Source organism: Frigoribacterium sp. CFBP 13707, from assembly GCF_014842245.1.
In the GTDB taxonomy this organism is placed as follows: domain Bacteria; phylum Actinomycetota; class Actinomycetes; order Actinomycetales; family Microbacteriaceae; genus Frigoribacterium; species Frigoribacterium endophyticum.
This window is the reverse complement of record NZ_JACYVL010000003.1, coordinates 402,963-415,914: the sequence shown is the minus strand read 5'-3', so window position 1 is coordinate 415,914 and position 12,952 is coordinate 402,963. Positions and strand designations below refer to the sequence as shown.

Here is a 12,952-nt window from a genome sequence, read left to right as displayed (position 1 = left end):
CTCCGGGTCGGGCGACCATGATGAGGGCGTAGTCAGCAAGGGAGACGGCACGTGTCTGCAATCAACAGCTTCAGCTCGAAGGACAGCCTGACGGTCGGCGCGACCGAGTACGAGGTCTACCGCATCGACGCGGTCGACGGCTCGGCCAGGCTCCCGTTCAGCCTCAAGGTCCTCCTCGAGAACCTCCTCCGCACCGAGGACGGCGCCAACGTCACGCGCGACCAGATCACGGCCCTGGGGGAGTGGCAGCCCACGGCCGACCCCGACACCGAGATCCAGTTCACTCCGGCGCGCGTCGTCATGCAGGACTTCACGGGCGTGCCGTGCATCGTCGACCTCGCCACCATGCGCGAGGCCGTGTCGGCCCTCGGCGGCGACCCGACGAAGATCAACCCCCTCGCCCCCGCCGAGCTGGTCATCGACCACTCGGTCATCGCCGACCTCTTCGGCAGCGAGAACGCGCTCGAGCGCAACGTCGAGATCGAGTACGAGCGCAACGGCGAGCGGTACCAGTTCCTCCGCTGGGGCCAGACGGCCTTCCAGGACTTCAAGGTGGTGCCGCCCGGCACGGGCATCGTCCACCAGGTCAACATCGAGTACCTGGCCCGGGTCACGTACAGCCGCGACGTCGCGGTCGAGGGCGGCGGCACGGTCCTGCAGGCCTACCCCGACACCCTCGTCGGCACCGACTCGCACACCACCATGGTCAACGGCCTCGGCGTGCTGGGCTGGGGCGTCGGCGGCATCGAGGCGGAGGCCGCGATGCTCGGCCAGCCCGTGTCGATGCTGATCCCCAAGGTCGTCGGCTTCAAGCTCCGCGGCTCGATCCCCACCGGGGTCACCGCCACCGACGTCGTCCTGACGATCACGCAGCAGCTCCGGGCCCACGGCGTCGTCGGCAAGTTCGTCGAGTTCTACGGCGAGGGCGTCGCCGAGGTCCCCCTCGCGAACCGCGCCACGATCGGCAACATGAGCCCCGAGTTCGGCTCGACCGCCGCGATCTTCCCGATCGACGACGTGACCCTCGACTACCTCCGCCTCACCGGGCGCTCCGACGAGCAGATCGAGCTCGTCGAGAAGTACTCCAAGCTCCAGGGCCTCTGGCACGACCCGTCGGTCGAGCCGGTCTTCAGCGAGTACCTCGAGCTCGACCTGGCCACCGTCGTGCCCTCGATCGCCGGGCCGAAGCGCCCGCAGGACCGCATCGAGCTCACCGCGGCCAAGAGCCAGTTCGAGGTCGACCTGGAGAACTACGCGACGACCGACCACTCGCACGTCGACGCCGCGGTCGAGGGCACCTTCCCGGCCTCCGACCCCATCGGCTTCACCGCCGAGGACGACGACGAGGCGCAGCCGCACAGCATCTCGCACACGTCGCACGCCCCGGCGAAGGTCTCGAAGCCGACGTCGGTCGAGCTGGGCGACGGCTCCACCTTCACCCTCGACCACGGCGCCGTCGCGATCGCGGCGATCACCTCGTGCACCAACACCTCGAACCCGTCGGTGATGCTCGCCGCGGGCCTGCTGGCCCGCAACGCCAGCCAGAAGGGCCTCAAGGCCAAGCCGTGGGTCAAGACCACCCTCGCGCCCGGCTCGAAGGTCGTCACCGACTACTACGAGAAGGCCGGCCTCACGACCTACCTCGAAGACCTCGGCTTCTACACCGTGGGCTACGGCTGCACGACCTGCATCGGCAACTCGGGCCCGCTCCTCGACGAGATCTCGTCGGCCGTGCAGGAGAACGACCTCGCCGTCACGGCGGTCCTCTCGGGCAACCGGAACTTCGAGGGCCGCATCAACCCCGACGTCAAGATGAACTACCTGGCGAGCCCCCCGCTCGTCATCGCCTACGCGCTGGCCGGCTCGATGAACTTCGACTTCGAGTCCGACCCCCTGGGCACGACGCCGGAGGGCGACGACGTCTACCTCCGCGACATCTGGCCCGACGCGGCCGAGGTCCAGTCGACCATCGACTCGTCGATCGACACGGGCATGTTCACCCACGAGTACGCGGGCGTCTTCGACGGCGACGAGCGCTGGAGGTCGCTGCCGACGCCCACCGGCGCCACCTTCGAGTGGGACTCCGAGTCGACGTACGTGCGGAAGCCCCCGTACTTCGAGGGCATGACCCTCGAGACGACGCCGGTCCGCGACATCAACGGGGCACGGGTGCTCGCGAAGCTCGGCGACTCGGTCACCACCGACCACATCAGCCCGGCGGGCTCGATCAAGGTCGACAGCCCCGCGGGCCGGTACCTCGACGAGCACGGCGTCGACCGCAAGGACTTCAACTCCTACGGGTCGCGACGCGGCAACCACGAGGTCATGATCCGCGGCACGTTCGCGAACATCCGCCTGCGCAACCAGCTCCTCGACGGGGTCGAGGGCGGCTACACCCGCGACTTCACGCAGCCCGACGCGCCGCAGTCGTTCATCTACGACGCCAGCGCGCGCTACCAGGAGCAGGGCACGCCCCTGGTCATCCTGGGCGGCAAGGAGTACGGCTCCGGCTCGTCCCGCGACTGGGCGGCCAAGGGCACGAGCCTGCTCGGCGTCGCGGCGGTCATCACGGAGAGCTTCGAGCGGATCCACCGCTCGAACCTGATCGGCATGGGCGTCGTGCCGCTGCAGTTCCCCGCGGGCGAGAGCTGGGAGTCGCTCGGGCTCGACGGCACCGAGTCGATCAGCATCTCCGGCCTCGAGCAGCTGAACGAGGGCGTGACGCCGAAGACGGTCCGTGTCGTCGCCGAGCCGACCGAGCACTCCGCCGCCGGCGCTCAGACGATCGAGTTCGACGCCGTCGTCCGGATCGACACCCCCGGTGAGGCCGACTACTACCGCAACGGCGGCATCCTGCAGTACGTGCTGCGCAGCCTGGTCTAGCCCGCACGAGGAGCCCCCACCCGCGTCGCCGACGCCCGGTGGGGGCTTCCGGCGTTCTCGCCGGGTCGACGCATAAACTGAGCCCGGCTGCCTCCGGGTAGGCGGAAAGGAAGCCGGCATGAGCATTCTCGAGACGATCAACGGTCCGCGTGACCTCCTCGCGTTGACCGACCAGCAGATGGTCGACCTCGCGACGGAGATCCGGGCGTTCCTCGTGGCGGAGGTCAGCAAGACCGGCGGCCACCTCGGGCCGAACCTCGGGGTCGTCGAGCTGACGTTGGCCATGCACCGCGTGTTCCGCTCGCCGCACGACGCGTTCGTCTTCGACACGGGCCACCAGTCGTACGTGCACAAGCTCGTGACGGGCCGACAGGACTTCAGCGGTCTCCGCCTCCGGGGCGGACTCGCGGGCTACCCGCAGCGCAGCGAGTCGGAGCACGACATCGTCGAGAGCTCGCACGCCTCCAGCAGCCTCTCGTGGGCCGACGGCATCTCGCGCGGCTTCGGCCTCACCGGCCAGTCCGACCGCCACGTCGTCGCCGTCGTCGGCGACGGCGCGCTGACCGGCGGCATGACGTGGGAGGCGCTGAACAACATCAGCGACGACAACGACCGCCGCCTGATCATCGTCGTGAACGACAACGGTCGGTCGTACGCCCCCACCATCGGCGGCATGGCGCGCTTCCTCAACACGGTGCGCACGCGGAGCACCTACCGCGAGATGCACATGGGCAGCGAGGCCGTGTTCGACCGGCTCGGCCACCCGGGTCGCGCGTTCTACCGCGGCGTGCGGGGCGGGCTGCACGGCTTCCTCAGCCGCTTCACCAACAACGAGGCGCTCTACTCGAACCTCGACATCAAGTACATCGGCCCCGTCGACGGCCACGACCAGGTCGCGATGGAGGAGGCCCTCCACCAGGCCAAGAACTACGGGGCGCCGGTCATCGTCCACGCCATCACGGAGAAGGGGCGCGGCTACGACCCCGCCCGCGCCGACGTGGCCGACCAGTTCCACGCGGTCGGCCAGATCGACCCCGAGACCGGCGAGCCGCTCGAGACGACCGCCGCGCCCTCGTACACGAGCGTCTTCGCGGACGAGATGGTCGCCGTCGCCGCCGAGGACGAGACCGTCGTCGGCATCACCGCCGCGATGCTGCGGCCGGTCGGGCTGCACAAGATGGCCGAGCGGTTCCCCGAGCGGGTGCTCGACGTCGGCATCGCCGAGCAGCACGCGGTCACCTCCGCCGCGGGGCTGGCCTACGCCGGGCTCCACCCGGTCGTCGCCCTGTACTCCACCTTCGTCAACCGCGCCTTCGACCAGGTCCTGATGGACGTCGGCCTGCACCGGGCGGGCGTGACCTTCGTGCTCGACCGGGCGGGCGTCACCGGGCCGGACGGCCCGAGCCACCACGGCATCTGGGACTTGGCGCTGCTCCAGATCGTCCCGCACATCCGTCTCGCCGCGCCCCGCGACGCCACGCGCCTCCGGGAGGAGCTCCGCGAGGCCGTCGCCGTCACCGACGCCCCGACGGTCGTGCGCTTCTCGAAGGGCACGGTCGGCACCGAGCACGAGGCCGAGCGCCGGCTCGACGACGGCGTCGACGTCCTCTCGAGCGACGAGCGCCGCGACGTGCTGCTCGTCTGCGTGGGGCCGATGGCCTCCGTGGGGCTCGAGGTGGCCGAGCGCCTCGCCGCACAGGGCATCGGCGCCACCGTGGTCGACCCGCGCTGGGTCGTGCCCGTGGCCCGGTCGATCGTCGACCTCGCCGCCGACCACCGCCTCGTCGTCACGATCGAGGACGGCGTCCGGGTGGGGGGCATCGGCACCCGGGTCCGACAAGACCTCCGTCAGGCGGGCGTCGACACGGCCGTGACCGAGCTGGGCCTGCCCGACGAGTTCCTCGAGCACGGCTCACGGGCCCAGATCCTCGAGGAGGCGGGCCTCACCCCCCAGCACATCGCGCGGGACGTCGTGGCGCAGGTCCTCGGGAGCAAGATCCCCGTGGCCCGCCCGCTCGACGACGCCGACGAGCGTCGGGTGGACGCCCAGCACGACTGACCGACACCGGCGTCCGCGCCGGCTCGGCTCTCCTTGGCGCCCGTCCGGCCTCGGCGGGCCGCGCCGACAGCGTCGGAGGGCCCGCCACGACCGTCGTCGTGGCGGGCCCTCCGATCGCCGTGCCCCGTGGCGTCAGGCGTCGACGTGCTCCGGCCCGACGATCATCGGGTCGTGGAATGTCGCGCCACGCACGCGGCGGGTCGCCCCCACACGGTCGAGGTACGGCGTCACCCCGCCCATCTGGAACGGGTACCCGGCGCCCAGGATGAGGCAGAGGTCGATGTCCTCCGCCGCCGACACCACGCCGTCGTCGAGCATCCGGCCCACCTCGTCGGCGAGGCCGTCCTCGATCCGGCGACGGAGCTCGTCGTCCGTCATGGCGGTGCCGGGCCCGGCCGCGAGGGCGACCGCCTTCTTGTCGAAGCCCTTGCGGCGGCCCTTGGAGTCCCGCTCGAAGATCGTTCCGTGCTCAGCGAGGCGGTGCAGGCCGTCGCTGGCGAAGAAGCGGTCGGGGAAGGCCGCGTGGTGCGTGTCGAGCACGTGGGCGCCGACCGTGAGGCCGACGAGCTCCAGGAGCTCGAACGGGGTCATCGGGAGGCCGAACGGGGCCGTCGCACGGTCGACGACCTCGAACGGGGTGCCCGTCTCCACCGCGTGCATGGCCTCGCCGAGCAGCTTCGCGAGGATGCGGTTCACCACGAACCCAGGGGTGTCGGCCGTGATGACCGCGTTCTTCCGGAGGGCGGCCGCCGTCACCATGGCGGTGCTGAGGGTGGCCTCGTCGGTGGCGGGCGTGCGCACCACCTCGACCAGGGGCATCACGGCCACCGGGTTGAAGAAGTGGAAGCCGACCAGCCGCTCGGGGTGGCGGAGGCGGGCCCCGATCGCCTCCACGCTGAGCGACGAGGTGTTCGTGGCGAGCACGGCGCCCTCCGCGACCACCGCCTCCACCCGCTCGAAGACGTCCTGCTTCACGCCGAGCTCCTCGAAGACGGCCTCGATCACCCAGTCGCAGTCGGCGAAGTCGGAGAGGTCGGTCGTGCCGGTCACGAGCGCGGAGAGCCGGTTCGACTCGTCGCCCGAGATGCGGCCCTTCGTCGCGAGCTCGACGATCTCGCCGCGGATCCGCTCGACGCCGGCGTCGACCCGGGCCTGGTCGAGGTCGGTGATGACGACGGGCACCTGGAGACGACGGACGAAGAGCAGGGCGAACTGGCTGGCCATCAGGCCCGCGCCGACGACGCCGACCTTGGTCACGGGCTTCGCCAGGTCGCGCGGGGGAGCGCCGGCCGGCTTCTTGGCCCGCTTCTGGACGAGGTCGAACGAGTACATGCTCGCGGCGAACTGGTCGCCCGCGACGAGCCCGGCGAGGGCCTCGTCCTCCGCGGCGAAGCCCGTGGCCCGGTCGGTCGACCGGGCGGCCTTCAGCAGCTCCAAGGCCGCGTAGGGCGAGCGCGCCACCGTGCCGATCTTGCCCTCGAGCGACTTCCGGGCGATCGAGACGGCGGCGTCCCACTTCACCGCACGCTCCAGGCGTCCGGGCACGTGGGGGCGGGCGACCTTCGTCGTACCGGCCACCACGCCGTCCGCCCAGCGGATCGAGTCCTCGAGGAAGGCCGCCGGGCCGAACGCCACGTCGACGATGCCGAGCTCCAGGGCCTGCGCCGGCTTCAGCGTCCGGTTGTTCTTGAGCGGGTTCTCGATGACCACCCGGAGGGCGGCCTCGATGCCGATGAGGTTCGGCAGCAGCCACGCGCCTCCCCAGCCGGGGACGATGCCGAGGAAGACCTCGGGCAGCGCGAGGGCGGCGGCGGACGTGTCGACGGTGCGGTAGTCGGCGTGCAGGGCGATCTCGAGGCCGCCCCCGAGCGCGAGCCCGTTCACGAAGACGAAGGTCGGCACGCCGGCGTCGTGCAGCTTGCCGAGGGTGGAGTGGCCGAGTCGAGCGAGCTCGCGGGCGACCTCGCGGCTGGGGATCTGGCTGACCTTGCTGAGGTCGGCCCCGGCGGCGAGGAAGTAGGGCTTGCCCGTGACGGCGATCGCGGCGACCTCGCCGCGCGACGCACGCGCCCGGAGCTCGTCGAGCGTCGCGCCGAACTCGAGCAGCGTCGCCGGCCCGAGGGTGCTCGGCCGGGTGTGGTCCCGGCCGTTGTCGAGGGTCACGAGCGCGAGGACCCCGCCGGAGGGGAGGGGCACGTCGCGGACGTGGCTGTGGGTCACGACCTCGTCGTGGCTGAGCTCGGTGAGGGCCTCGAGGGGGGCGTTCGTGGTCGTGCTCATGCTCGTGCGGCCTTCCGGTCGAAGTGCGGGTTCTCCCAGATGACGCTGCCGCCCTGGCCGAGGCCGACGCACATCGCGGTGAGGCCGTAGCGGACCTCCGGGTGCTGCTCGAACTGGCGGGCGAGCTGGATCATCAGCCGCACGCCGGACGAGGCGAGCGGGTGGCCGACGGCGATGGCGCCTCCCCACGGGTTGACCCGCGGGTCGTCGTCGTCGACGCCGAAGTGGTCGAGCAGCGACAGCACCTGTACGGCGAACGCCTCGTTCAGCTCGAAGAGCCCGATGTCGTCGATCGTGAGCCCCGCCTTGCGGAGCGCCTTCTCGGTGGAGGGCACGGGGCCGATGCCCATGATCTCCGGCTCGACCCCGGCGTAGGCGAAGCTGACGAGACGCATCTTCGGGGCGAGGCCGTACTCGCGCGCGGCGTCCGCCGAGGCGAGCAGGCTGACGGTCGCGCCGTCGTTCAGCCCCGACGAGTTGCCCGCGGTGACCCGCCCGTGGGGTCGGAACGGCGTCCGCAGGCCGGCCAGCGCCTCCATCGTGGTCTCCGGGCGCGGTGCCTCGTCGCGGGTCACGAGGCCCCAGCCCTCGGCCGACGGCACGGCGACCGGCACGAGGTCGGGCTGGATGTGCCCGGCGTCGTAGGCAGCCGCGAGCTTCTGCTGCGACCGCATCGCGAAGCGGTCGGAGCGCTCCTTCGTCAGCTGCGGGAAGCGGTCGTGGATGCGCTCCGCCGTCGACCCCATGTTGAGGGCGTCGCCGCTGACGAGCTTCTCGGTGAGGAACCTCGGGTTGGGGTCGGCGGCGAAGCCCATCGGGTGGCGGCCCATGTGCTCGACGCCCCCGGCGACGGCGACGTCGTAGGCGCCGAAGGCGATGCCGCCCGCGAGGGTCGTCACGCTCGTCATCGCGCCGGCGCACATCCGGTCGATCGCGAAGCCGGGCACCGACCGGGGGAGGCCCGCGAGGAGCGCCGTCGTGCGCCCCAGGGTCAGCCCCTGGTCGCCCTGCTGCGTGGTCGCCGCGACCGCGACGTCGTCGACGCGGTCGAGGGGGAGGGAGGGATTCCGCTCCAGCAGCCCCTTCATGGCCTTGACCACGAGGTCGTCCGCCCGGGTGCCCCAGTAGACGCCCTTCTCCCCTGCCCGGCCGAACGGGGTGCGGACCCCGTCGACGAAGACGACTTCTGTTCTCTCGGCCACGTTGCCTCCAGTGCTCGGAACTGGTCCGATCCTAGGGAGGCGGCGGGGGCGGGCAGAATCCTTCGCGGATTGCTACGAAGGCTCGGCGGGCTGCGTCTCGGGCTCTTGGTGGGCGTCGACAAAGGCGTCGGCGAGGGGCCCGGCGACGGCCTCGACCTGCCAGGCGCGCGCCCCGAGCTCGGTGAGGGCCGCGGCGAGGGCCTCGGGCTCGAAGGGGATCGGCGGCTCCCAGCAGACCCGGCGGAGGAGCTCCGGCGTGAGGAGGTTCTCGACCGGCAGGTCGAGGCGCTCGGCGATCGCCGCCACGACGGGGCGGGCGTGCCGGTACCGGGCGTCGGCCATCGGTGACTTGTCGGCCCAGCTGCGGGGCGGGGGCAGCGTGTCGCCGGCCGGCCCGCGGTGCGAGGGCAGGTCGGCGGTCGCCTGGCCGCGCTCGACGGCGGCCCACCACCGGTCGAGCTCGCTCCGGCTCGCGCGGCCGACGAACTCGCGGAGGCCGGCCAGGGCGCGCTTGTCGGCCGGCAGCGCCTTCGCGGCGGCGACCAGGGAGGAGTCCGGCACGAGCCGGCCCGCGGCGGTGTCGACCTGCCGGGCGTAGTCGTCGCGCGCGGTCCAGAGCTCACGGGCGACGGCGAGGCCCCGCGACCCGCGCACGGTGTGCAGCCCGGTGAGGCGACGCCAGGGCTCGGCCTTGGCCGGCTTGACCTCGCGGGCGACCGTCGCCGCGAACTCCTGCCGGGCGATGTCGAGTTTGCCGTCACGCTCGAGCAGCTCGGCCATCGCGTCCCGGAGGTCGACGAGCAGCTCGACGTCGAGGGCCGCGTAGACCAGCCAGCTCTGGGGGAGGGGCCGGGTCGACCAGTCGGCCGCGGAGTGCTCCTTAGCGAGGTGGACGCCGAGGAGCTGCTCGACGACGGCCCCGAGGCCCACCTTCGGCAGCCCGGCGAGGCGGGCGCCGAGCTCAGTGTCGAACACGAGGTCGGGGTCGAGGCCGACCTCGCGCAGGCACGCCAGGTCTTGGCTGGCGGCGTGCAGCACCCACTCCTCGTGGCCGATGACGGCCTGGAGCTCGTCGAAGCGCCCGATGGCCGGCGGGTCGAAGAGGAAGACGCCCGAGCCGCGGCGGAACACCTGGATGAGGTACGCGCGCTGCGAGTAGCGGTAGCCGGAGGCGCGCTCCGCGTCGATCGAGATCGGCCCCGTCCCGGCGGCGATCGCCTCGACCGCGGCCAGGTAGCCGTCGCGGTCGTCGATGACGTCCACGTGCCCGTGGGCGGAGTCCGCCGTGGCGACGACGGGGGCCACGGTCACTCGGGGAGCGGCGGCGGCCTCGGGCGAGGGCGTCTCGCTCGGGTCGGGGGTGACGGTGTCCATGTCTCGGCGGTCCTGTTCTCGGCTCGGAGGTGTCGCGGTGGGCGACGGGTCAGTCGCGCCCGACGCGGCGCGACGCGAGGAGGGTGACGCCCTCGACGGTCGGCGGCAGGCCCGCGAGGGTGCAGATCAGTTCGCTCCAGGCCTCGAGGTGCGGTGCGAGGTCGGTGCTCGTCGGCGTCCAGGAGGCGCGCAGCTCGAGCTGCGCCCCCTCGCCCTGGTCGGCGAGGTCGCCGTAGCCGGTCGAGAGCACCTTCGTGGCGGTGCCGGAGGCGGAGTGGTGGGAGGCCCCGCCGGCGGCGAGGGAGTCGACGAGCCACGACCAGGCGACGTCGGCGACGAACGGGTCGAGCGCGAGGTCGGCCTCGAGCGGCGCCTGGGCGAAGCAGACGACGCGGAAGACTCCGCCCCAGGCCTCCGGGGCCGACTCGTCGTACAGCAGGACGAAGCGGCCCGTGCCGAGGTCGGGGTCGGCGCGGCCCGAGGCGCCCACGACGTCGCCGGCGAGGGCGAGGGCGTGCGGCGCGAGGCCGCCCGGAGCGGGGATCTCGCTCACGGCGAGGTCGTCGCGGGCGACGGCTCGGCGCACGGACTCGACCGCTGCGGCGAACGCGGACGGGGTCGTCGGCGTCGAGGGGGTGTCGGACACCCCAGCAGACTAGGCTCCCAGCTGATCCCGAGGTGGGCGGCACGCCGCGTCCGCCCGCCGCCCCGTCGATCGGAGCTCCCGTGACCCGCCCCTCGACTCCGTCCCCCGACCTCGGCGCGCGTCGCGCCCGGGGCGTCGGCCTCGTGCTCTCGGCCTCCGTCGTCGCCACGGCCGTCGTCTCGGCGGCGGCCGTCGTCTCCGGCGCCCTGGTCATGGCCGACAAGGTCGTGACGCCGGCCCGGCGTCGCGCCGACGGCGTCCGGGTGCTCGGGCACGACCCGGCCGTCCCCTCGGTCACGCTCAGCTCCGACCCCGACACCCGCCTGCCCGGCCGCTACAGCTTCTGGTTCGACCACGGCCGGGGCCACGCCCGCGTCGGAGAGGTGCTGAGCGACGACGGCCACCGGGTGGTCCGGTCGGTCGAGGCCGTCGACGCGGGCGACCTCGCGTCGGCCCGGCGGGGGCGACTGGGGGGCTGGCTGTGGCGCACGCCGGCCGACGCCGGCCTCCCCGTCGTCGACGTCGAGGTCGGCACCCCGGTCGGGCCCGCCCCCGCCTGGCTCGTCCCCGCTCCCGGCGGCACCGACGGGCCGTGGCTGATCAGCGTGCACGGCCGGGGCGTCACGCGGGCCGAGACCATCCGCGCCGCGCCGGCCGCGCACCGCGCGGGCTGGACGTCGCTCCTCGTCTCGTACCGCAACGACGGGGAGGCGCCCCCCTCTCCCGACGGCCGCTACGCCCTCGGCGACCAGGAGTGGCGCGACGTGGAGGCCGCGATGGAGCACGCGGTCTCCTCCGGCGCGACCGCCCTCGTGCTCATGGGCTGGTCGATGGGCGGAGCGACCGTCCTGCAGGCCGTCACGCGCGCGAGGCACGGCGAGCGCGTCGTGGGGGTGGCCCTCGAGTCGCCCGTCGTCGACTGGCGGACGACGCTGCGCTTCCAGGGGCGGGCCATGCACGTCCCGCGCCTCGTGCAGGAACTCGCGCTGCGCCTCCTGCAGTCGCCCGCGGCGGCGCGGCTCGGCCGCCGCGACGGGCCGATCGACCTCGACCGTCTCGACCTCGTGGCACGGGCCGACCAGCTCGACGTGCCGGTGCTCCTGCTGCACAGCGACGACGACGGGTTCGTCCCGTCGACCGCGTCGCACGCGCTGGCCGAGGCGCGGCCCGACCTCGTGCAGCTGGAGGTCTTCGCCGTGGCGCGCCACACGAAGATCTGGAACTACGACCCGGAGCGCTTCGAGCGGGTCATCGGCGAGTGGCTGGGCCGTCTGCCACGAGCCAGCGCGCGTACAGCGCGTCGTGGTCGTCCTTCAGCAGCTGGCTGAGCGAGAGGCGCGCGGGGTCGAACCTCTCGCGGCCGAAGACGGGCAGGCCGCTGCCGATCGCGACGGGGGAGGTGCTGAGGCAGAGCTCGTCGACGAGGCCGTCGCGGAGGAACTGCCCGGCCAGCGACGGCCCGCCCTCGCAGACGAGCGAGAGGAGGCGGTGGTCACGCAGCCGTCGGAGCACCGTCGAGGGGTCGAGACGCCCGTCCACGTCGTCGACCACCAGGACGGTCGCCGCCTCGGCGACCGCCGGCCCCAGGCTCGCGGCCACGGCGTCGGTCGCGCCGGCGGGGCACACGACGACGACGCGCTCGGCCTCCGCGGGGTCCATCCGGTGGCCCGACAGGTCGCCGGACGACGTGACGACGACGAGCCGGGAGGTCTTGGGCACCCGGTAGCCCTCGGCGCGGACGCTGGCGGCGCCGACCACCACGCCGTCCGCGAGGTCACGGACGACCGCGAGCACCGCCCGGTCGACCGCGTTGCTGAGCGTGTCGGAGGTGCCGTCCTCGCCGGCGGCGTCGCCGCTCACCGCCGCGATGAGGTTGAGGCGCAGCCAGGTCTCGGCCGGGGGAGCGTAGAGGCCCCGGAGGGTCTCGCGCCCCCCGTCGCCGTCGCCCTCCACCGGGACGAGGTCGCCCGCCGACGCGAGGGAGGCCGGGGCGGCGGTGTGCAGGACCCGGAGGCTCACGCGCCCGAGGCCCCCGGGGCGCCGGCGGTGTCGGCCTGCGCCGTCTTCTCGGCGATCTGGCGCTTGGCCCGCCCGAGGAGGGCGGTCATGCCCCGGACCCGCAGCGGGCTGACGGCCTCGACCAGGCCGATCGTCTGGGGGTAGTCGTCCGGCACGTCCCGGAGGACCTGCTGGGCGGTCAGGCCCGTGAGGCCCTGCGCCAGGATCGACGCGAAGCCGCGCGTCGTCGGCGCCTCACGGGGGGCCGTGGCGTGCATCGCGACGACGCCGTCGACGACCTCGACGAAGATGAAGACCGGCGACTGGCACTCCTCGACGCGCTCGAGCAGGTCGGGGTGGCCCTCGTACTCGGCGGGCAGCGCCGGCAGCTCGTTCGAGAACTCGAGCAGCAGCTGGAGGCGGTCCCGCACCTCGAGGGCGAGGAACTCGTCACGGATCTCGGCGAGCGAGGCGGGCAGGTCGCCCGCGCCGGCCGCGGTGTCGGCCACG

9 protein-coding genes are annotated in these 12,952 nt (G+C 73.2%); 3 read left to right on the top strand and 6 right to left on the bottom strand.

The features are described 5' to 3' along the window. Positions 1–51: 51 nt before the first annotated feature. Both acnA and dxs read left to right on the top strand, forming a co-directional pair. Positions 52–2,883, top strand: coding sequence for an aconitate hydratase AcnA (gene acnA / locus IFT45_RS08925; RefSeq protein WP_192127708.1), 2,832 nt, complete (start codon positions 52–54; stop codon positions 2,881–2,883). Between the two features lie 118 nt (positions 2,884–3,001). Continuing rightward, on the top strand, positions 3,002–4,942 hold the full coding sequence (dxs, locus tag IFT45_RS08920; protein ID WP_192127707.1) for a 1-deoxy-D-xylulose-5-phosphate synthase: 1,941 nt from the start codon (positions 3,002–3,004) through the stop codon (positions 4,940–4,942). A gap of 132 nt (positions 4,943–5,074) precedes the next feature. Here the strand turns inward: dxs and IFT45_RS08915 are convergent, their stop codons facing one another. The 4 genes from IFT45_RS08915 to IFT45_RS08900 form a co-directional block, all read right to left on the bottom strand. Then, complete coding sequence (locus tag IFT45_RS08915; RefSeq protein WP_192127706.1) at positions 5,075–7,222, bottom strand: 3-hydroxyacyl-CoA dehydrogenase NAD-binding domain-containing protein; 2,148 nt, start codon at positions 7,220–7,222, stop codon at positions 5,075–5,077. Further along, entirely contained in the window at positions 7,219–8,424 is a 1,206-nt protein-coding gene (locus tag IFT45_RS08910) for a thiolase family protein (protein WP_192045670.1), read from the bottom strand. The genes IFT45_RS08915 and IFT45_RS08910 overlap by 4 nt, the downstream gene beginning before the upstream one ends. Positions 8,425–8,496: 72 nt before the next feature. Beyond that, positions 8,497–9,798, bottom strand: a complete 1,302-nt coding sequence (locus IFT45_RS08905; RefSeq protein WP_185232581.1) for an HRDC domain-containing protein — start codon at positions 9,796–9,798, stop codon at positions 8,497–8,499. A gap of 49 nt (positions 9,799–9,847) precedes the next feature. Then, positions 9,848–10,444, bottom strand: a complete 597-nt coding sequence (locus IFT45_RS08900; protein ID WP_167259123.1) for a DUF3000 domain-containing protein — start codon at positions 10,442–10,444, stop codon at positions 9,848–9,850. Positions 10,445–10,524: 80 nt separating this feature from the next. On the opposite strand from IFT45_RS08900, the gene IFT45_RS08895 reads away from it, so the two are divergent. Continuing rightward, on the top strand, positions 10,525–11,772 hold the full coding sequence (locus IFT45_RS08895; protein WP_371810929.1) for an alpha/beta hydrolase family protein: 1,248 nt from the start codon (positions 10,525–10,527) through the stop codon (positions 11,770–11,772). Here the strand turns inward: IFT45_RS08895 and IFT45_RS08890 are convergent. Together IFT45_RS08890 and IFT45_RS08885 are read right to left on the bottom strand one after the other, a co-directional pair. Then, on the bottom strand, positions 11,693–12,463 hold the full coding sequence (locus tag IFT45_RS08890; RefSeq protein WP_192127704.1) for a dihydrofolate reductase family protein: 771 nt from the start codon (positions 12,461–12,463) through the stop codon (positions 11,693–11,695). The genes IFT45_RS08895 and IFT45_RS08890 overlap by 80 nt on opposite strands. Further along, positions 12,460–12,951 (bottom strand): SufE family protein, encoded by a 492-nt coding sequence (locus IFT45_RS08885; protein WP_255465402.1) that lies wholly within the window; start codon positions 12,949–12,951, stop codon positions 12,460–12,462. The genes IFT45_RS08890 and IFT45_RS08885 overlap by 4 nt, the downstream gene beginning before the upstream one ends. Between the last annotated feature and the right edge of the window lies 1 nt (position 12,952).